The 20,163-nt window shown below is 62.0% G+C and carries 19 protein-coding genes; 9 read left to right on the top strand and 10 right to left on the bottom strand.

Annotated elements, in window-relative coordinates; translation table 11 throughout:
* The first annotated feature begins 2 nt into the window (after positions 1 to 2).
* From PSAKL28_RS16070 to PSAKL28_RS16040, 7 genes are all read left to right on the top strand, one after another.
* The gene (locus PSAKL28_RS16070; RefSeq protein WP_038612332.1) at positions 3 to 947 is read left to right on the top strand and encodes a LysR family transcriptional regulator; all 945 of its coding nucleotides are present in this window, start codon (positions 3 to 5) and stop codon (positions 945 to 947) included.
* Positions 948 to 1,064: 117 nt separating this feature from the next.
* Complete coding sequence (nirA, locus tag PSAKL28_RS16065; protein WP_038612329.1) at positions 1,065 to 2,747, top strand: nitrite reductase NirA; 1,683 nt, start codon at positions 1,065 to 1,067, stop codon at positions 2,745 to 2,747.
* Positions 2,735 to 3,229, top strand: coding sequence for a DUF934 domain-containing protein (locus PSAKL28_RS16060; RefSeq protein WP_038612326.1), 495 nt, complete (start codon positions 2,735 to 2,737; stop codon positions 3,227 to 3,229). Before nirA ends, PSAKL28_RS16060 begins: the two co-directional genes overlap by 13 nt.
* A 59-nt stretch (positions 3,230 to 3,288) precedes the next feature.
* Positions 3,289 to 4,191 (top strand): hypothetical protein, encoded by a 903-nt coding sequence (locus PSAKL28_RS16055; protein WP_157687043.1) that lies wholly within the window; start codon positions 3,289 to 3,291, stop codon positions 4,189 to 4,191.
* Between the two features lie 18 nt (positions 4,192 to 4,209).
* Positions 4,210 to 4,620 (top strand): hypothetical protein, encoded by a 411-nt coding sequence (locus PSAKL28_RS16050; protein WP_038612320.1) that lies wholly within the window; start codon positions 4,210 to 4,212, stop codon positions 4,618 to 4,620.
* A gap of 347 nt (positions 4,621 to 4,967) precedes the next feature.
* On the top strand, positions 4,968 to 5,372 hold the full coding sequence (locus PSAKL28_RS16045; protein ID WP_038612318.1) for a DUF4398 domain-containing protein: 405 nt from the start codon (positions 4,968 to 4,970) through the stop codon (positions 5,370 to 5,372).
* A gap of 11 nt (positions 5,373 to 5,383) precedes the next feature.
* A complete protein-coding gene (locus PSAKL28_RS16040; protein ID WP_038612315.1) occupies positions 5,384 to 6,157 on the top strand; it encodes an OmpA family protein in 774 nt (257 codons plus the stop codon).
* Positions 6,158 to 6,198: 41 nt separating this feature from the next.
* Here PSAKL28_RS16040 and PSAKL28_RS16035 read toward each other — a convergent pair whose 3' ends face one another.
* A complete protein-coding gene (locus tag PSAKL28_RS16035; protein ID WP_038612312.1) occupies positions 6,199 to 7,815 on the bottom strand; it encodes an inorganic phosphate transporter in 1,617 nt (538 codons plus the stop codon).
* A gap of 112 nt (positions 7,816 to 7,927) precedes the next feature.
* Between PSAKL28_RS16035 and PSAKL28_RS16030 the strand changes: the two genes are divergently transcribed.
* Positions 7,928 to 8,326 (top strand): DUF488 domain-containing protein, encoded by a 399-nt coding sequence (locus PSAKL28_RS16030; RefSeq protein WP_038612307.1) that lies wholly within the window; start codon positions 7,928 to 7,930, stop codon positions 8,324 to 8,326.
* 118 nt (positions 8,327 to 8,444) lie between these two features.
* Entirely contained in the window at positions 8,445 to 8,888 is a 444-nt protein-coding gene (locus PSAKL28_RS16025; protein WP_038616766.1) for a GNAT family N-acetyltransferase, read from the top strand.
* Here the strand turns inward: PSAKL28_RS16025 and PSAKL28_RS16020 are convergent.
* The 9 genes from PSAKL28_RS16020 to PSAKL28_RS15980 are packed head-to-tail and all read right to left on the bottom strand — an operon-like array spanning position 8,866 to position 20,152.
* On the bottom strand, positions 8,866 to 10,326 hold the full coding sequence (locus tag PSAKL28_RS16020) for a right-handed parallel beta-helix repeat-containing protein (RefSeq protein WP_257011811.1): 1,461 nt from the start codon (positions 10,324 to 10,326) through the stop codon (positions 8,866 to 8,868). The genes PSAKL28_RS16025 and PSAKL28_RS16020 overlap by 23 nt on opposite strands.
* Before the next feature lie 17 nt (positions 10,327 to 10,343).
* On the bottom strand, positions 10,344 to 11,459 hold the full coding sequence (locus tag PSAKL28_RS16015; RefSeq protein WP_038612304.1) for a polysaccharide lyase: 1,116 nt from the start codon (positions 11,457 to 11,459) through the stop codon (positions 10,344 to 10,346).
* Positions 11,450 to 12,844 (bottom strand): alginate O-acetyltransferase AlgX-related protein, encoded by a 1,395-nt coding sequence (locus tag PSAKL28_RS16010; RefSeq protein ID WP_038612301.1) that lies wholly within the window; start codon positions 12,842 to 12,844, stop codon positions 11,450 to 11,452. The genes PSAKL28_RS16015 and PSAKL28_RS16010 overlap by 10 nt, the downstream gene beginning before the upstream one ends.
* 8 nt (positions 12,845 to 12,852) lie before the next feature.
* Positions 12,853 to 13,497, bottom strand: coding sequence for an alginate O-acetyltransferase AlgF (locus PSAKL28_RS16005; protein WP_038612298.1), 645 nt, complete (start codon positions 13,495 to 13,497; stop codon positions 12,853 to 12,855).
* Positions 13,498 to 13,516: 19 nt separating this feature from the next.
* The gene (locus PSAKL28_RS16000; RefSeq protein ID WP_038612295.1) at positions 13,517 to 14,611 is read right to left on the bottom strand and encodes an alginate O-acetyltransferase; all 1,095 of its coding nucleotides are present in this window, start codon (positions 14,609 to 14,611) and stop codon (positions 13,517 to 13,519) included.
* A 9-nt stretch (positions 14,612 to 14,620) separates the two neighbouring features.
* Complete coding sequence (locus tag PSAKL28_RS15995; protein ID WP_038612292.1) at positions 14,621 to 16,048, bottom strand: MBOAT family O-acyltransferase; 1,428 nt, start codon at positions 16,046 to 16,048, stop codon at positions 14,621 to 14,623.
* A 14-nt stretch (positions 16,049 to 16,062) separates the two neighbouring features.
* Positions 16,063 to 17,520 carry an alginate export family protein gene (locus tag PSAKL28_RS15990; protein ID WP_038612289.1) on the bottom strand — a complete coding sequence of 486 codons (1,458 nt, stop codon included), beginning with the start codon at positions 17,518 to 17,520 and terminating at the stop codon, positions 16,063 to 16,065.
* Positions 17,517 to 18,968 carry a tetratricopeptide repeat protein gene (locus tag PSAKL28_RS15985; RefSeq protein ID WP_038612286.1) on the bottom strand — a complete coding sequence of 484 codons (1,452 nt, stop codon included), beginning with the start codon at positions 18,966 to 18,968 and terminating at the stop codon, positions 17,517 to 17,519. Before PSAKL28_RS15985 ends, PSAKL28_RS15990 begins: the two co-directional genes overlap by 4 nt.
* Before the next feature lie 20 nt (positions 18,969 to 18,988).
* Positions 18,989 to 20,152: a PilZ domain-containing protein gene (locus PSAKL28_RS15980; protein ID WP_038612283.1), complete on the bottom strand. Its 1,164-nt coding sequence runs from the start codon at positions 20,150 to 20,152 to the stop codon at positions 18,989 to 18,991.
* Between the last annotated feature and the right edge of the window lie 11 nt (positions 20,153 to 20,163).

Genomic DNA, 20,163 nt, shown 5'->3' with positions numbered 1-20,163 from the left:
GAATGAAGAATCAGAATATGCTGCTAGCGAATAATGAGCCGTTGCTGCGCGATCTTCAGTTGTTCTGTGAAGTGGCGCGGCGCTCAAGCTTCATTGCCGCAGCAACCGAAACTGGCCTGTCGCCGGCCCATGTCAGCAAGCGCATCGCCACCCTGGAGACGCTATTAGGGGTAAAACTGTTCAACCGCACCACACGGCGGGTGAGCATCACCAGCGATGGCGAGGCGGCGTTCGTCTGGGCACAGAAGATCCTCGAGAACGTCGAGTCGATGTTCGAGTCATTGTCCGCAGCACACAGCGAGCCGCGGGGTACCTTGCGGATCAGCACCAGCCTGCGCCTGGGGCGCGAGCATGTCGCGCCGATTCTGTCGCTGCTGCGCCAGCGTCATCCCAATCTGGACATCTGGCTGGAGCTGATGGACCGCCGGGTCGACCTGATTGGCGAGAACTTCGACATCGACATTCGCGTCGGTGAAGTCCAGGAAAAACACCTGATCGCCCATCGCATCGCCGAGAACAAACGGGTGCTGGCTGCCGCCCCCGATTACCTGGCGCGCCGTGGGCCGGTGCGCGTGGCGGCGGAGCTGGCGCAGCACGACTGCCTGCTGTTTCGTAGCCGTGATGACCGCTTCGGGGTCTGGCGCCTGCTCGGTCCGAACGGCGCCGAGACAGTCAAGGTCACCGGGCCGATGGCGGCCAACCACAGTGATATCGTCCGCCAGTGGGCGCTGGACGGGCACGGCATCATCATGGCCTCGTACTGGGATCTGGTCGGCAACCTTGAAGATGGCTCGCTGCAGCGGGTGCTGCCGGCCTACCACCAGCCTGCGGATGTCTGGGCGGTGACGGCTGCGCGCTCAAGCAGTTCGGCCAAGGTGCGCAGTTGTGTGGCGTTTTTACGGGAGCAGTTGAGCGAGGGGCCTTATGCGTTGGCTGTGGGCGGATGATCTGGGCAATATCAGCCGCCGGACACTCAACTGATCCGTATAAATCCTATAAACCTGAATCTGTAACTCAGTACACCTCAACGCCATAGTAAGGGCCTCCGTGATGAGGTCCGAACCATGTATCAGTATGACGAGTATGACCGTGCGCTGGTGTTCGAGCGCGTGGCGCAGTTTCGCGATCAGGTGCAGCGTTTCATGGCTGGCGAGCTGAGTGAAGAAGAGTTCCTGCCACTGCGCCTGCAAAACGGCCTGTACCTGCAAAAGCACGCCTACATGCTGCGTGTAGCGATTCCTTACGGCACCCTCGGTGCCCGCCAGATGCGCACCCTGGCGCGCATCGCCCGCGACTATGATCGCGGCTACGGGCATTTCACCACCCGTCAGAACATCCAGTTCAACTGGATCGAACTGGAGCAGGTGCCCGACATCCTCCAGCACCTGGCTGAGGTCGAGATGCATGCCATCCAGACCTCCGGCAACTGTGTGCGCAACATCACCACTGAAGCCTTCGCCGGCGTCGCTGCCGATGAGCTGCTCGACCCACGGCCGCTCGCCGAAATCCTGCGCCAGTGGTCGACCATCAACCCGGAATTCCTGTTCTTGCCACGCAAGTTCAAGATCGCCATCTGCTCGGCCGTTGAAGACCGTGCGGCGATCATGATGCATGACATCGGCCTGTACCTGTACCGCGACGACCAGGGCCAGATGTGCTTGCGGGTCATGGTCGGCGGCGGTCTGGGGCGTACGCCGATTCTCGGTCTGCAGATCCGCGAGGGCCTGCCGTGGCAGCATCTGTTGTCTTATGTCGAAGCGATCCTGCGGGTCTACAACCGCCATGGTCGCCGCGACAACAAGTACAAGGCGCGGATCAAGATCCTGGTCAAGGCGCTGGGTATCGAGGCTTTCTCCCGGGAAGTCGAGCAGGAGTGGCAACACATCAAGGACGGTCCGGCGCAGCTGACCATCGATGAATTCCAGCGCGTGGCCGCAGCCTTCGAACCGCCGGCCTACGCCAGTGTGGTCGACAGCGAACTCGAGTACGAAACCCACCTGGCCCAGGACCACGGGTTTGCACGCTGGGTGTCCTGCTGCGTGAAACCGCACAAGGTGCCTGGCTATGCCAGCGTGGTGCTGTCGACCAAACCGGGGGCGTCTTCGCCACCGGGCGACCTGACCGCGGCACAGATGGAAGCGGTGGCGGACTGGTCCGAACAGTTCGGCTTCGGCGAAATCCGTATCGCCCATGAACAGAACCTGATCCTTCCGGACGTTCGCAAGCAGGACCTGCACGCACTCTGGCGCCTGGCCTGCGAGCGCGACCTGGGGACCGCCAATATCGGCATGCTCACCGACATCATCGCCTGTCCTGGCGGCGACTTCTGTGCCCTGGCCAATGCCAAGTCGATTCCCATTGCCCAGTCGATCCAGCGCTGCTTCGAAGACCTGGACTACCTGCATGACCTGGGCGAGCTGAGCCTGAACATTTCCGGCTGCATCAATGCCTGCGGCCATCACCACATTGGCAACATTGGCATCCTTGGCGTCGACAAGAACGGCAGCGAGTGGTACCAGGTGACGCTCGGCGGCGCTCAGGGCAAAGACAGCACCTTGGGCAAGGTGATCGGCCCATCGTTCAGCGCCGACGAAATCCCGCGGGTCATCGAGCAGATCATCGCCACCTACTGCGCCTATCGTGAGCTGGACGAGCCGTTTGTCGACACCGTGCGCCGGGTTGGCCTGGAGCCCTTCAAAGAGCGGGTCTATGCCAAGCGTCCCGAGGAGCTGATATGCGTAATGTGATTGCCTTGCGCAACGGCGAGCCGCAGCTGCTCGCCGAGGATGGCTGGCAGCTGGTGCGTGACAGCCAATCGGCGTTGCCTGATGGCTTGCTGATCCTGCCGCTTGATCTCTGGCTGGCGCGTCAGGCGTCGCAACCTGGCGGTCGCGATGGCCTGTGGCTGGGGCCGGATGACGAGGTAGAGCCGCTGCAACCCTGGTTGGCGCAACTGCCACTGATTGCGATTGATTTCCCCAGCTTTCGCGATGGGCGTGGTTATAGCCAGGCCTACCTGTTACGCACTCGCCTGGGCTGGCACGGCGAGTTGCGCGCCATCGGCGACGTGCTGCGTGATCAACTGAGTCATATGCGCCAGTGCGGTTTCGACAGTTTTGCCGTGCGCGAGGACAAGTGCGCCGAGGACGCACTCAAGGGCCTGGCCGGGATGAGTGTGCTGTACGGGCGCTCGGTGATCGAGCCGCGGCCGCTGTTTCGACGTCGTTAAGGGAACGCGATGGTAGTTAGCTGAAACCCTGTGCCTGGACTAACATCAAGGTGCCAGCAATGTGGTCGGCAAAGTGGTTCGATCAATCGCAGCTTGCCCGAGCAAGGACTACATCGATGGCCCCCTTCACGCGTAAATGCAGTGTTGTTCTGATTACCTTGGTGTTGGCCAGTTGCAGCAACCTCAAGGAAGTTCAGGAGTTCGCCAATGAGTCGGCGAAGTTTGCCAGCGATACAACACTGATTGATCGCTATAAAAGCACCTTTGCGCGTGAAGCGCCGTTTCTGACCACCCCTGCTCAGAGAACTGTGGCAAGCAACAATGACGCACGTCGGCAAAAGCAACTGACCGATATGCTTCATTTGAACTATGGGGTTGCCAGTTACATGCAGACCTTGGCTCGCCTGGCGGGTGATGAGTCGTTCAATGTGTCCAGATCGCTCGATGGGCTGGCGCAAAGTCTCGGCAAGCATCCTGAGCTTGGGATCAACGAGCAACAGGTGGCGGCCTATTCATCCCTGGCCAAGACCGTGGCCAAAGGACTGACAACTGCTGCTCAGCAGGCAGCGGTGCGGGATATGGTTACGGGGGCCGATAGTGACCTGCAGGTGTTGTTGAGCGCAATGAAGGATGTGCTGCGCTATGCGCAAGCAACCAGTGCCAATGAGAAGGGCATGGTGATTGGCCGTTACGAGACAGAAATTCCGTTCTACCAACGGCAAAACATGTGGCTGGTTGCCAGCCTGGGCACCGAAGCCATGACTGCCAAACGGCAGGAATATGAAGCCGTTGACGGCGAGTATGCCGCCGCCCAGCAAGCGCTGGACAGGATCAAGGCCGGACATGCGCGACTGCGGGAGGATGTCGATCACCTGTCGGCCAAGGAAGTTCGATTGGCGATCGATGCAATGACCAAGGAAATCAAAGCTGTTCGCAAGCAACTCGATGGCCTCAAGCCCTGATCGGCCAGGAGCACAACCATGGCACTGCAAACCAGAGAAGAAATCGAACAGGTCGCCGAGGCGTTGCGCAAGACGGCGGATGCCATCCATGAACGGCTGATGAAAGCCATTATTGACGAGGAGATTGAGCAACGCGCTGCGCAATTGATCTTCAATGACGAAGTGTTGTTGCGACAACAATGTAGCAGCCTTTATATCGACGCGATCAACTGCGTGGTAGCAGATCTGTCGCAGAGCCAGGCGGCGGTGACCGGAACCATCAATGCCGCAAAGCGAACCATCAAAACTGTGCAGAGCATCACCGTTTTCATCGATCTGGTAGCCGATCTGTTGCTATTGGCCGCTGCAATATATGCCGCCAAACCGGCCCCGATCGTGGGCGCTCTCAAGGAGATAAAAGATGATATTGCAGCGCTCCCTGCTCAGTGATTTGGCGCTATGACGCAACCGCTCCTGATCCGCGGAGTGATGATCAGGTGCTACGGATTTCCCTCAGTGCCAACATGAGCTGTAGAAGATTCCTACTTGAGGCAAGGGTGTTTCCGATTTGTAAGCCTTATCTGTAAGCATACTCTTGCGGTGTCTTAACTAAACGGCTGTCGCCGATGTTCAGCTCATCCCATCTTTTTCAGTGTGTCGCGCGCCAGTAGCGCCGACGATCACTCTCGGTACGCAAATGTTCCCTCCTGACTATTGCTCTGCGCTGCAGGGCAACTGAGGCATCTGCGTGCCTGAAAGGTGCGAAAGCTGGTTAAACGCTGTGATGGAGTCTCTCTATGGCTGTAAAACGCACCTCAAAACACCTCGCCGTTTCCGGCCTGATGGTGGCGCTGTTCGCCACACTCGGCGGCTGTGCCAGTGTGGCGGTTCCTACCGAGCAGGTCGAGTTGACCCGCAATGCGGTCAGTCGCGCGGTAACCGCCGACGCGACGCAGTTTGCCCCGGTGGAAATGAAGTCTGCCCAGGACAAGCTTTACAAAGTGGAGCGCGCACTGGGCGAGCAGGACTTTGCCCAGGCGCGTCTGCTGGCTGAGCAGGCCGAAGCCGATGCCGATCTGGCCGAACGCAAGGCGCGGGCCCTTCGGACCCAACAGCAGCTCGAAGAAGCCCGGCAGGGTATCGAAGTGCTCAGGCAGGAAATGCTGCAAGCCCCTGACGCCATTGTTTCGCCTAGCCGATAAGGACCGCTTCCATGCAATTCAAATACCTGTTTATCGCTGTCTCTGCCGCGGGCCTGCTCCTCAGCGGCTGTGGCACCACGCCGGAAAATGCCGGCTTGCTGGAAGCGCGCGAGCAATTCAGTGCACTGCAGAGCAAACCTGAATCCAGTCGTCTGGCCGGGGTGGAAACCAAAGCGGCATTTGCCGCTTTGGGCCAGGCGGACCTTGCCTCGCTCAAGGATCGCAAGGCACCGCAGGTCGAGCAGTTGGCTTATCTGGCCAAACAGAAAATTGCCATTGCCGAACAGACCATCGACCTGCGCAAGGCCGAAGCCGGCCTGCTGGGCATCGAGGCGCAGCGTACCCAGGCGCGTCTGGATGTGCGCACCGCCCAGCTCAAGGCGTTGCAACAGCTCAATGCCAAGCCGACTGAACGCGGTGCGGTGGTCACATTCGGTGATGTGCTGTTTGACACCGGTCGTGCCGAACTCAAGGCCGGCAGCCTGCGTAACCTGGATCAGCTGACCGAGTACTTGCGCGCCAACCCTGAGCGCAAGGTGCGGGTTGAAGGCTTTACCGATTCCACCGGTGGCGATGCATACAACCAGCAGCTGTCAGAGCGTCGTGCCGCTGCAGTCGCCAACGCGCTGCGTCGTGCCGGCGTCGCGCCGGAGCGGGTCAAGGTAGCCGGTTATGGCAAAGAGTTTCCGGTGGCTTCCAATGCCGATGCTCAGTCGCGCCAACTCAATCGCCGCGTGGAAGTGATCATTTCTCACGGTAGCAATGCGGTCAGCGACCGCAGCTGAAGACACTACGGGCCCATCCGCGAAGGATGGGCCCGTAGTCGTTAGAACACGTGCCGCAACAGCCAGTACAACCCGCCTGCCAGCACAATCGCCGCTGGCAATGTCAGCACCCAGGCCATCAGCAGGTTGAAGATGGTCCGCATCTGCAGGCCCGAGCCATTGGCAACCATGGTCCCGGCCACCCCCGAAGACAGCACATGAGTCGTCGATACCGGCAGGCCGTACATGTCCGCCGCGCCAATGGTGCACATGGCTACCAGCTCCGCAGAGGCCCCTTGAGCGTACGTCAGGTGGGTTTTGCCGATCTTCTCACCGACCGTAACCACAATCCGCCGCCAGCCGACCATGGTGCCCAGGCCCAGGGCGATGGCTACGGAAATCTTCACCCACAGCGGTATGTAGCGGGTGGCGTCGTCCAGCTGGCGCTTGAACAGTTGCAGGTTGGCCTGGGTGTCGCTGTCGAAGCGGACCAACTGGTGCTTGTCGATCAGGCGAATGGTTTCGCTGGTCAGGTACATGTCGTTACGCACGTTGGCCATGGCCTCGGCGGGTACCCGGTTCAGCGAGCCATAGCCTTCGACTTCGCTACCGATGGCGCTGGTCAGGGCGGCGAGGGCCGGAACCAGTTCAGGGCTGGCTGCCGGTTGGCGGATGAATTCGGTCAGGGTCTTTCTCGGATCGGCGCTCAACAGGTGCGCGGAGCCGCGCTGCAGTGACTGCTGGGTAGCTTCGGCGACTGCGGCAAACTGCATTGACTGTTCGGCGGGCATCGTGCGGTTCAGGGCGTAAGCCATCGGCAGGGTGCCGACCAGAATCAGCATGATCAGGCCCATGCCTTTCTGGCCATCGTTGGAGCCGTGGGCAAACGACACCCCGGTGCAGGTCAGGATCAGCAAACCGCGGATCCACCAGGGCGGCGGCGTATTGCCGACGGGGGCCTGGTACAGATCGCGGCGTTTGACCAGATGACGCAGCACCAGCAACAACAGCGCCGCACAGGCAAAACCGACCAGCGGTGACAACAGCAGCGAATAGCCCACCTTGCTGGCCTGGGCCCAGTCCACACCGCTGGTGCCATCGCGGCCATGCATCAGTGCATTGGCCACGCCGACGCCAATGATCGAACCAATCAATGTGTGCGAGGAGGAGGCCGGAAGGCCCAGCCACCAGGTGCCCAGGTTCCAGATGATCGCCGATAGCAACAAGGCGAAGACCATGGCAAAGCCGGCCGAGGAGCCAACCTTGAGAATCAGTTCTACCGGCAACAGGGCGATGATCCCAAAAGCCACGGCACCGCTGGACAGCAGTACCCCGAGGAAGTTGAAGAAACCGGACCAGACCACCGCCACCGAGGCGGGTAGGGAATGGGTGTAGATCACTGTGGCTACGGCGTTGGCGGTATCGTGAAAGCCATTGACGAATTCGAAGCCCAGGGCGATCACCAGCGCCACCCCGAGCAACAGGAAGGGCGTCCAGGTGGTGACCACCGTGCCGCTGGCATCGATGTCGTGCGCCAGGCTCCAGGCTGTGTAAAGCAGACCGGCCAGCAACAGGCCGAAGAACAGGATCAGGGTACCGCGACCGGGCTTGTGGTTCAGCTGCGGTCGTGGGTCGGTTGTGGCAAGCGATGGACTGCTGGCCAGCGTCGGGGTAGTCATGATGACTCCGGGTTGGTTACCTCAGGCGGCAAGCTTAGAAGATAAGAGCGAAACCGACCTGATCCCGATCAATGAAAGGTCTAGGCTGATACAAAATAATGACGAGGTGCCGATGATTCGCTGCAAGCGTGTTTATGACCCCGTGGCGGCCGAAGATGGCCAGCGTGTGCTGGTCGACCGCTTGTGGCCACGTAACAAGCGCAAGGAGCAGCTACAGGCGCTATGGTTGCCTGAGGTGGCGCCGTCGACTGTATTGCGTCAGGCCTTCCATAAAGGCGAAGTGGATTTTGCCGGCTTTGCCGAGCGCTATCGTCAGGAGCTGGCGGCGCGGCCCGAGCATTGGTGGTCACTGCTTGGGATGGCCGGGAAGGGCGATCTGACCCTGCTTTATGCAGGTAAAGACACCGAACACAACAATGCCCTGGTACTGGCCCAGTGGCTGGAAGATGAGCTGGACCGGCAGGGGCCGATGAGTTCGCCGGTGTGCTATGCCGGGGAAATCAAACCCTAGTTGGTGCTGAAGACTTCTCGGTGGGAGCGGGCTTGCCCCGCGATTGCATTTTCTCAGTCACATTGCATCGCGGGGCAAGCCCGCTCCCACCGTTGTTTTGAACAACTCATTCAGGGACCTGCCCTTGCAACTCATCCCCGCCACCGACCAGCACTGTGCCTTCGCCCGCGACCTGACCCGTCGCGCCATGCTGCGTTACTACCACGAGTTCGACCTGCTGTGGATCGAAGAAGCCTTCGATCAGGCCTGGAACTGGCGTGAACAATGGTTGATCGTCGAAAGCGATACGGTGCTGGGCTTTTGCAGCCTCAGCCAGGACCGCCAGGCCCTGTACATCCGCGAATTGCATCTGCTCGAGAATGCCCGTGGGCGCGGCATCGGTACCCAGGTATTGGAGCACCTGGCCGGCTGGGCTGCCGAGCGGCGTTTACCGCTGATACGTCTGACAGTGTTCAAAAGCAACCCGGCGCAGGCCCTGTACCAGCGCCGGGGGTTTCAAGCAATGGGCGAGGATGAATGCTTCGTGCGCATGCAGCGGACTATTGACTACCGTTCCGGTTGACGCGCACCACGTGCTCCTGGCGCTGGGTGGCGTCGAGCAGCGGCCCCTGAATGGTCAGCAGGTCACCGATCAACAGGTTCTGCAACAGCGGTTTGCCTTCGAAGCGATTGCGCCCGAGCACCACCTGCTGCAGTCCTTCGACCCGTACCACTGCCTTGCCTGCCTTGCCCAGGGTGTTGCCACTGAGGGTCAGTGGACCTGCCAATGGCGCGGCATTACGCAGGCTGATGGCATATTCCGGGGTGTTGCCGATACGGTTATTGACCAGGATTGCGCCGCTCACTTCGCTGGCATCCACGGCGCTGCCCTGGCTGTTGCCGATCAGGTTGTCCTCGATCAGCAGGGGCGCCTGGGCGTTGGGTGCCAGGTTGCGCAGTTGCAGGCCGTTGCCGCGGCTGTCGCCGATCAGGTTGGCGCTGAGCAGCAGGGCGCCGCGCTGCTCGCTGATTTCGATGGCGGCCTTGTGCGCGCCGAGGATCAGGTTGCGCTCGACCCGTGCCACCGTCTGTCCGCGCAGGCGGATGCCACTGTTGTTGTCGATGCCGCGCAGTTGGTTGTTGACCAGGTTGACCTGGCTGTCGCGTACGTCGATGGCGTACTGCTGTGACTGCTCGAAACGACTGTCGTTGATCTGCGCTTGCGTGTGTTGCAACTCGACGGCGCTGGACAGCTCGTTGAACTGGCTGTTACGCACGATCAGCGTAGCCTGGGCCGTGCCCGGCGCTTGCTGGCTGCTCAGGGCGGTGCTCAGGCCACGGGACAGGTTGGCGTTGTAACCCAGGCGTGCAAGGGTCGAGCCGATGATCTGGGTATGGCTGCCGGCCCAGGCCACCACGAACGGGCGCCAGGCACGGTCGGTGCTGCCCGGTTTGTCGCCGGCGACACTTTCCAGGCGTGACTGGTTCAGGCCCAGCCAGCCCTGGTTGATCAGCGCCGTGCCCGAGTAGCTGTACAGGTACAGGCTGGTGCCTTCCAGCACCAGACCGCCATCACTGCCGATCATCAGTGGATAGCTGAGCAGGTAGCCGTCCTTGTAGGGCTTGAGGATCCGCGGGTTGTTCAGCGCGTCGTGCAGTTGCCCCAGAGTGATGCTGCCGCCATGAATCAGTACCGCCTGCGGGTGATGTGCCTGGTAGCCGGCAATGGCGCGGAACAGGCCATTATTGACGAACGGTTCGAACGGCCAGCTGCCGCTCTGCGAGGAAAACATCGGTTGCAGGCTGACACTGGCACGCCCGGCCGGACGCGGGCGTTCCGTGACCTGCAACTGCACGGCCTGGGCAGTCTGTTGTTGCAGCTGTTGCAACTGTGCCTGATGTTCGCTGTTGCTGATCACGCTCAGCGACTGCTGCTGTGGCAGGCTTTGGCTTGCCGCCTGGGCCGTGCCTGCGCAGAGCAGGGCGGCGAGGCAGCAAAGGGAAAGAGGGCGCATGGCCATGGCGATTCGTCCTTGGGTTACGGCAGTTTGGGGTACAGCGGCTTGAGCGGGCCGCCAATCTGGCTGTAGTTGTCGACGTCGCCGTCTTCGCTGTCGTACAGCTGGCGAGCCAGGCGATGGTCTGGTGCGCGCTGCAGGAAGGGGATCAGCCAGGCCAGCTTGTAAGGCGCTACGGTGATCTGCGATTGCCCCTTGAGCTCGGGCAGTTCGTCGGGATCGAGGATGCTGCGTGCGGCGAAATTGCCCAGCAGTTCCAGGGTCTGCTGGTCTTGCGCGCTCCAGGGCAAGCCATTGACCCGCGCCGACTCGGCCAGCAACACCAGCGGCACCAGGGCGTATTGGCTATAGGTGGCGGCCAGTTTGCCGCGGGCGACTTCCAGCGGCAGGTAGGCATAGCTGCCATCGCGGGCCTTGACCGCCTGTTGCAGGCCAAGGCGCAGGTTGCCGTCGGCCCACTGGATGAAGTCGTCACGCCCGATCAACATGCCGGTTGCGGCTACCGCCCAAGCGGCCCAGTAGTCATGGTTGTTGAACCAGGCAAAACCTTGCGCCCGGCGCGGCTGGTACTCGGCAATGATGCGTTCGCCCAACTGCCTGAACCAGTCGCGCTGCTGCGCCGACAGCTGCAATTTGCCGTCGCTGGCGGCCTGGGTCATCAGCAAGGTCGAGGCCATCGCCGCCACCGCCCACTTGCGCGCGGCCATGCCGGTGCTGCTGGCGTCGGCGCTGAGCAGGGCCTGGGCTTCGGCCCAGCGTTGCAGCCACTGGTCCTGGCAGGCCAGGGCCATGTTCGCTTGCTGGGGCGTTTTCGCCCGCTGGAAACGCTTGCTGGCATAGATCAAGCCGCCGATAAACTGTTTGACCTGCTTACCGATCTTTGCGCTGTTGGCATCGGGACTGCTGCGCAGGGTCGACTTGCTGGAATCGCGCTGGTCGTACTTGCTCTGCATCTGCAAGCTGCCGGTATAGGGCGCGGGTGGCCCCTTGCTGCACTGCAGGGTGCGGTAGTCGGCGATCATCGCCGACTGCGCAGTGGCACGTGGCGGCCAGATCGAGCTGGCCGCCAGGCTGTGGCTCAGTTGCAGGCTGGCGCACAGACCCAGGGCCAGTGCGCTCCAGGTCTTCACAGGCATAGTCGGGTTTCCACCTGGGTAGCAGCGCTGCCGGGCTTGGTCGGCTCCATGAACACCGAGAGCAGATTGGCCCCGGCAAACTCCTTGGCGCGGCTCAGTTCCAGGTAGTACTGACCACCGGTGACCACCGCCTCGCGGCGGAACCAGACCTTGTCGCGCGCGCCGTTGTCGTAATAGACGATCACGTAGAAATCCTTGACGTTCTTGTCGCTGATGCGGATGTCGAGGAAGCCAGCGTTCACCGCCTTGCGCGCTTGGCCTGCGTTACTGAGCAGTTCGATACGCTCGTTGACCTTCAGCGCCGGACGCTGCAGGCGGTTGGTCATGACCTCGGTGGACACCGGGCAGCCGCCCTTGATCGCTGGAATCAGCTGGCGGTACATCAGCTCGGATTCCAGCTGGTAGTTGGCCGGCAACTCCCAGATGATCAGCTTGGGCGGCGCCTTGGGCTTGTAGTTCTCCGACAGCAGGTATTCGAGTAACGAGCCGTCCTGGCCGACGCCGGGCAGGGCGTAGTTGAGAATGTCGACGTCGAGGAACTGCTTGAGGTAGCCGTCGAAGTTGAACTGCTTGCTCTCGTCTTCCCGGGCGGCGGCGTTACTGTCGCCGACCAGGATCACCTGCGGATCCGGCGCGTCGTCGAACAAGGCATCGGCGCCCTGGTCCGCGGGGATGGTCTGGTAGCCACGCACGTACTGGAAACCGTAGTTGTTGCCGCAGATATAGCTCAGCGCCAGGTTCAGGGTGCCGTCTTTGGGCACCATCACCCCAGGCTCGGTGCGGTACTGCTTCTTGTCCAATGAGGCATAGAACGGCTGACGGCGTACTTCCTCGGCCACCAGGCGGGCGGTGGCTTCAGCGCCCGCCGGCGTCCAGTGGTGATCGCGGCGGAAGAAGAACTCGCCCTCGGGCGGGTTCTGCACCACCTGCATCATCGGTGCGACGATGGCACCGCCGTTGCGCAGTTGTTGCAGATAACTGCTCAGGTTGCCGCTGGCGCGGGCGAAGTCGAAACCATGCAGTTTGTCGGCGTACAGCTTGTCGCGGTGCATCAGGCCGCGGGTTGGCTGGATGGCCATGGCCACCTGGATACCCTGACGATGGAAGGTGTCCATCAGGCGTGCGAACTCCGGGCGCATCGGCGCCGGGATGCCGAAGTCGTTGGTCAGGTCGACCGCCGAGCGAAACAGCCAGCGATCCTTGCCCGGCACGATTTCGCGCATCAGCTTCATGCGCCCTTCGGCATAGTGCTGGGGATTGCTCAAGCCGGGGCACATCAGGCACTCCAGGCCTTTGCAGGTGGCCGGGTTGCTGTCGGCGGCCGCGCCGTGCACGCTGAACAGCGCGCCGGTAACGGCCAGGCCAAGGGCGAATAGGCTTTTCATGGCGCCGCTCACTCGCTCGGGTCGATGCTGTTGGCCAGGCTCATGCTGCGATAGCCGTTGCCCTGAGGCAGCAGTACGTAGCTATAGGAACGGCCTTTCTTGAGGAACAGTTCGTCGAACTGGGCGATTTTCTGCTGCTGGTCATAGGCGGCAAAACCGATCTTGATTTCGTTGACCATGCGGCTACCGGTCTGGTCCTTGCCCAGGGTGTCGACCACCACACTCTTGCCATCGACGGTTTTCAGCGCGACCTTGGCCGGGGTCAGGTTGTAGAAGGCGATCTGCGCTTTTTTCGGCTCGTTGACGTACTTGTCGGCAATCAGCGTCAGCGTGTTGCCGTCATAGACCACGGTGCTCGCGGCATTGGCCTTGAGCTGTGGCTCGATGGCCTTGGCACCGACGGCGATCTTGTGGTTACCGGCCGGGGTGAAACGGTAGCCACTCAGTTGTCCGGCGGCGACCCGCTGCGGGTTGACCTTGCCGCTCAGAGTCACGTCGATGTTGCTCTCGGACAGGTTGAGCACCCGCACAAAGGCGGAGTCGGCCGGGGCCACGGCGTCGTACAGGTCGGCGTTGCCTTCGGCGGCCACGCCTTGGGTGCTGACCAGCAACAAGGCGCTGGCGGTGAGCAGGTGCTTGAGCGAACGGTTCATGTCGATCTCCTTGAAAGTGTCAGAAATGCTGGGTCTGGCCGGGACGGCTCAGAGAGCCCAGGCGGTGGGCGAGCAGGGTGCGCAGCGGGAACTCCCAGATCACCGTGTCGATCTGCGGGTTCTTGAGGTCGTCGCTGGCGAGGAACTGGTTCATCGCCTCGAACGGGCCGCGGGCTTCCACCGCGACACTGAGCAGGTCGCGGTTGAGCGCCTCTTTGAGAAAACCGGTGAAGTTCCAGTCGTCGATCTTGCTGTAGCTGGTGCCGACCAGCAGCAGGCTCTGCTGTTCGTCGGCGAACAACGCGTCAGTGTTCTGTTCGGCCTTGAGGGTTTCGTACAGGGCGATCTGGCTGGGGCCGAACTGCGGGGCCAGTTGGGCGTGATTGAACTGGATGTAGTTCATCAGGTCGCCCTTGACGGTTTTTTCCGCGACCTTGTGTGACACGTAGCGCTCATCGCCGAGCAGGTCAGGGCGCTGACGGGCCAGTTCATAGGCCGTCAGCCGCGCGCCTTCCGGGCTCCAGTGGGTGTCGGATTTAAGGAACAGTTCCGGGCCGGCGCTGTTGTACAGGAAGGCCGAACGCACGGGCGTGACCTCGGTTTTCTGCGCCTGCAGGCCGGCAATGAAGCGGTCGTACAGGCTGATCGCCCGCGGATCGACCGCACGCTCGGTGTGGGCGCCATAGACATCCACCTTCATCGGCAGCGGCAGCAGGATCAGGCGTTTGTTATGCGCCTTGAGCTTTTGCTCGACCTCGGCGATTTGCGCCAGCTGGCCTTCCAGGTTGGCTTGCAGGTTGTTCGGTACGCGGTACTCCTGGTTGGTGTACAGCCAGCCGTCCTTGCCCAGCACCACGCCTTTGGTGCCTTCGTCGAACAAGTGGTACTGGGCGTTGGCCCACAGTTCAACCGAGGGTTCGCGCAGGAAGAAGCGCTTGTCGTAGACCTGCTCGAATTTGCGCAGCAACTTGCCATCGACAAACAGGTTCCAGGCATCGCTCTGGCTTTTGGCGAAGCTGAACACTGGCGGCAGGGAATAGACGAACATCCCTGCCAGCACTACGCCAAAGAGGATGCCGTTGACCTTGCTCGCCGAACTCATGACCGGGTACATGGCCGTCTCCTAGAACTGGAAGTACAGAAAGGGTGAAAAGGAGTTCGCTGCCAGGCTGCTCAGCGCCAGGGCGAAACCGGCCCACAGCAGCACGGCCTTGAGGCCACCGACATGACGCATGAAGTACTGCTCTTTATTGCCGGCGTAGTAGCGCACGTTGTTGCTGCCGGCCAGCACCAGCCAGCACAGGGCGACGGCGGCAAACGACATGGCCATCTTCGAGGCTCCGAGCACGTACAGGTCCAGCGAGCCCAGGCCGTTGAAGCCGAACAGCGCCTGGTAGATGTCCAGGCTGTGACGCAGGTCGTTGGTGAAGAACAGCGGCATGCTCAGGATGATCAGCACGAAGGTGCGCAGGTTGCGTCCCAGGTGGTAGGGCGTGGTGATCTTGGTCGCCAGGTTGTATTTGCGTTCGATGACCATCCCCAGGCCAAAGAACAGACCCCAGAAGATGAAGGCGAAGCTTGCGCCGTGCCACAGCCCCGACAGCAGCATGGTGTAGACCAGTGCCGGCAGTGCCCCGGCCACCCGTTTGCGCACCAGCGGCATGTACACGTAGTCGCGCAGGAAATGCGCCAGGGTCATGTGCCAGCGAGCCCAGAACTCGGTGATGCTCTGCGAGACGTAGGGCTGGTTGAAGTTCTCCGGAAAACGGAAGCCCATCATCAACGCCAGGCCCAGGGCCATATGGCTGTAGCCGGCGAAGTCGAAGTACAGCTGCAGGGTCGAGACCACCAGGCCGAACCAGGCGTCGCTGAGCTGCAGGGTGCCTTCGCTGATGAACAGCACGTTGATCGGTGCCAGCTGGTCGGCGATCAGCACCTTCATGATGAAGCCGAGCATGAAACGACACACGCCCAGGGAAAACAGCTCCAGGGAGTGGGTGCGCTGGCGCAGCTGCGGCGCCAGCTGGCTGTAACGCAGGATCGGGCCGGCGACCAGGTGCGGGAACAGAGCAACGAAGGCGGCGAAGTCGATGAAGTTGTTGGTTGGCGTGGCGTCCTTGCGGTAGATGTCGACGATGTAACTCAGGGCGTGGAACACATAGAAGGAGATGCCCAGCGGCAGGAAGATGGTCTCCAGGCTCCAGGTGTTGATACCCAGCGGCGCGAGCAGGGCGGCGAGCACTTCGGCGCCAAAGTTGGCGTATTTGAAGTAGCCCAGGGTCGACAGGTTGCCGACGATACCGATCCACAGCAGGCGCAGGGCCCAGCGTTTGTCGCCGGCATCCAGGCGCGCCTTGATGCGCAGGCCGAACCAGTAGTTCCAGTAGGTGATGGCGACAAACAGCAGCAAAAAGTCCGGCCGCCACCAGGCATAGAAGATGTAGCTGGCAGCAACGATCACGGTCGAGCGCCACTGCGGCCGGGCGAGGAAGTACACGGCCAGGAACAACGGCAGGTAGAGGAACAGAAAGACGTTGGAGGCGAAGATCATCGGAGGGTCCGTCCTTAGTAGCTGATCACCACGCCGACACTCAGCTGGTAGTCATCACCGCTGTCCAGGGCGTTGCCGGCATTGAGGTAGCTGGCGCTGACCAGGGCGTTGACGTCCAGGTGCTTGCCGTCGATGGCCACGGGAAACATCTTCCAGTAGTAATTGAGGTCGTACATTTGCCCGACATCCTTGCCGCCACCGTGGTTGCCCTGGGCAATGGCGCGGTTGCGTTCGCTGCGCTGGTCACCGTCGATGCGCACTGGCAGGGTGCCGTCGGCATCGCGCAGTTTCAGGTCGGTCACGCGCAGGTCGAGGGCACTGCGCGGGGTCGGGTTGGTTTCCAGGCTGATACCGTAGTAGCTCAGGTTGCGCAGGTCGAGACTGACGAAGGAACTGGTCAGGCGCGTGCTGTAGCTGCCCTGGCGGGTGATGCGGTCGGACTGGATGGCATTGAGGCGAAAGCCGTCGTTTTCGTTGCTTGGCTTGTCGGTCAGGCCGCCACGCAAAGCTACCCGTGGCGTCCAGGGCAGGTCGTGAAAGCGCTTGCCGATCTCGCCCAGGGCTGCCCAGCCGCTGGCATTGTTGCCGGTGCTGGTGGTGCCGTTGCCATCGGTGTTGTCGACCTTGCCATCGAGACCGGCCAGCTCCAGGTGGTAGTCACTGAACAGCGGGCTGACATCCAGGTCATCGGCCTTGAAGAACAGCCCGTAGCGCATGCCCTTGAAGTCGTAGCGATCTTCCGGGTCGTGGCCGCTGTGGTCATTCTCGTGCATCAGGCGCACGCCGGCCCAGTTGCGCTCGCTCCAGCGGTAGGCGTATTCACCCATCAGGTAGGTGGTGCGTTCTTCGCTGTCGGCCAGGCTGTTGACGTCGCTGTTGTAGTTGTAGAACTTCTGCCCCACGGCAAAAAAGCCACGGGAGAAGGTGTCGTTGTAGTTGAAGCGCAGCGACTCCAGGCTGTCGTCCCACCAGATGCCGTAGTCATCGAAGTAGCGTTGGCGGCCGACCGACAGCGAGAAGCGCGGGTCATCGCCGAGCAGGTTGCGTTTGACGTACAGCTCGCGCAGTTCGGCGTACCAGCCTTCAGGCTGTTCGCGGTCGAAGCTGTTGCTGTTCTCGTTCTGCGTGCTGATCGACTGGCTGGAGTCATAGTTCAGCCACAGGCGGCCATAGACCATCCACTTGGCCCAGCGCTTTTCCGGCGAGTACCAGGCAAACGATGGCTCGTAGCGCAGGCTGTAGAACATCTCGCGGCTGCGGCCGACCTCGGAGTTTTCCGGGCCGTAGCCGGTCTGCACGGTCAGTTTGTTGAAGAACTCCGAGGTGATCACCGGCGCACTGCCGTCGCTGGGCAGCACCCGCACCGGTTCGTTGCTGTCTGCTTCGGGGCCGGTGATTTCTTCGGCGGCCATGGCCGGGTACAGCGGTGTCAGGGCCAGCAGGGCACCGAACAGGGAGTGATGCGCTTTCACAGGGTTGCCTCCTTCAACAGATCGGCGCGCGCCGCCAGGGCACGGTCGATGTCATCCTTTTTCAGGGTCTTTTCCAGGCGTTTGATCAGGCTGCGGGCACCACTTTCGCCCAGTTCAAGCGCCACCTGGGCATAGGTGTAGGCCTTGACCGGGTCATGGCAGATGGCCCGGCCATAGGCGTGCAGGGTGGCCATGCGGTACCAGGCCGTGGTTGAGCCGGCCTGGGCCTGGGCCTGGAAAATCTGCAGGGCCTTGTCCTGGTCCGGCTCATCCTCTACGCCCTTGCTGTAGTAGTCGGCGAGCAGCAACTGGGCATCGGGGTAGTGGCTGGCGATCAGTTCATCAATCAGCGCGCGGGCTTTTTGCGGGTCCAGGGTTAACCAGTTGTTGACCATATAGAACGAGGCTTGCAGGGCCTTGGCGCGGGTCGGCTCATGGGCTTGCACCTGGTTGATCAGGGCCTGGGTCTCTTCCGCGTTATGCGCGGTGGGGTCGGAGATCATGTAGCTGGCCTTGGACGCTATCGCCGGTACATAGCCGCGCTCGACAGCATGGTCACGCCAGCGCAGGGCCTCGGCCCGAGCCAGCTCCAGTTCGTCGCTGCGCGCTTTTTCCCGGGCCAGCTGCGCGGCGTCAGGTTGCACCTGGGCAGTGCCCATGGCGCGTACCTGGCGCTCCTGACGGTCGCTTTCCAGGTCGGCGCGCTGCACGCTGTTGATGCTGTCAAGCAGCGAGCCGATGCGGTGCACGATCTCCACCGCCAGGGTTGGCCGCTGGGCTTCGAGGCTACGGGCGAAGGCCGGGAAGGCGCGGTCCTGGTCTTCACCGAGGAAGCGGTAGTAGCGATCGATGGCCCGCACATCCACGCGCACTGCTTGCTGGTACCAGTGCTCGGCGGTCTGCCGATCGCCCTGGCGTTCAGCCAGCACTGCACGGTACAGCTCGGGGCGGCAGTTGAGCAGGCACGATTGCTGGTACAGCGCCAGCAGGTGCTGCGCCTGGTCGTTGGAGACCAGTTGCGGGTAGACCAGAAACACCTCCAAGGTGGTGCTGGCATTGCGCGGGTCGAGGGTTGCCGGATAGCGCGTCAAGGCCTGGGCTACCCAATCACGCTGGCCTTTTTGCAGGCTCGGGGTGCGATCAAGCAGACGTGCCAGCGAGGCCAGCGCCGGAATCTGCCCACGGCCGTCAGCGAATGCTTCCTTGTACAGGCCGAGTACTTCCTGACGGCTGGCGCCGTCGGTGTTGGCCAGGACATCGCCGAGAAGCAGCTTGGAGGCCAGGTCGCCACGATCGGACAGCAGGCGCAGGTCGCTACTGACATTGGCGCTGGGGTCCTTGTACAGCGCGTAGCGGATCTGCTCCAGGCTCTGGCCGGCCGACACGGCACTGGCACAGGCTACGCACAGGCCTGCCAGAAGCAGACGGGAGGGCATCATCGCGTTCATCGCCAATCCTTCCTTTGCGCTCAACGCGATGCCGTGAACGGCAAGCCCAGGAACAGGTCCACCGCCACCGGCTTCTGGTAGGCCTGGCGTGGCAACGGGGTGTCCGGAGCGATGGTCAGGGCGAGGTTCTTGTTGGCTTCATCGACACGCGAGTCGACCACCTTGCCGCTGAAGTGCTGGTCCAGGCCGAACACCTTCAGGTCCACCGAGGTGACCCGGGAGATATCGGCCAGCTTGTCGAACGGCACATTGGCGGTAACGAACAGGCCTTCGTCACGCGGCAGCAAGTGCATCAGCGGCGCCTGTTTGTAGCCGTAGCCATCCAGCGGCTTGCTCGGGAAGTAAACCTCGCAGTCGCACGGGCTGTTGATCACCGTCTCGATGGTGGCGCGTCCGAGCAGCGTCTGCAGATCGCCTGGCGACAGGTCGGCCACGGCTTTCATGTCCGCCGGGCTGGTGAAGCTGGTGGCCAGCTGGGTGGAGATATTGGCCAGCGGCTGGCCGGCTTTCACCTCGGTCTGGCCGGGCTGCAGGAGGAACTTCACATAGCCGTTGTCGGGCATGCTGATGAGCTGGGCGTTGGCTGAGACCTGGGCCTGCACCGCGGGAATGCGGAAGAACAGCAGGTAGCTCTTGTAGGCCACAAAGCCCAGGGCGGCGAGACCGGCAGCGGCGTAGAGCAGAGTGCCGGTCACGGCCTTGAGACGATCGCTGCTGCTGCGCGCGCTGGCGTGCTGTTGCTTGCGTTCCTTGATGTAGTTCTCGCGCTGCATCACGTTGAACAGGCCGTTGATGTCGGCAATCTCGCCCGACAGGTAGGCGCTGATGATGTAGCGCAGGATGTCGCGCTTCTGCGCATCGAGGTCGACGAACTGGGCGCCGACTTCTTCGCCGCGCTGGGAGACGATGCGCACCTTGCTGTCCAGGCTCAGGTCGACCTGGTTCAGGCGCAGGCGGATCGAGGCGTTGTACAGGCTGCCGATGGTCAGCGGTTTGTCGTGACGCAGGCCGATACCGCCCAGGGAAATGTCCTGCAAGGTGGTTTCCACAGTCGGCTGGCCGGCCGCTGCCAGGGTGACGCGGGCATTGATCCGGGTGCGCACGTACTGGCGTTCGTCGATCGCTTCATGGACGACATTGGCTGCAGTTTTACCGGGAACTGTAGGTGTACTTGAGCTACTCATGGCAGGCGGCT

The sequence above is a fragment of the Pseudomonas alkylphenolica genome, from assembly GCF_000746525.1.
GTDB classification, from domain to species: domain Bacteria; phylum Pseudomonadota; class Gammaproteobacteria; order Pseudomonadales; family Pseudomonadaceae; genus Aquipseudomonas; species Aquipseudomonas alkylphenolica.
Note: the sequence above shows the minus strand (reverse complement) of the source record. Positions and strands in the feature narration are given on the sequence as shown.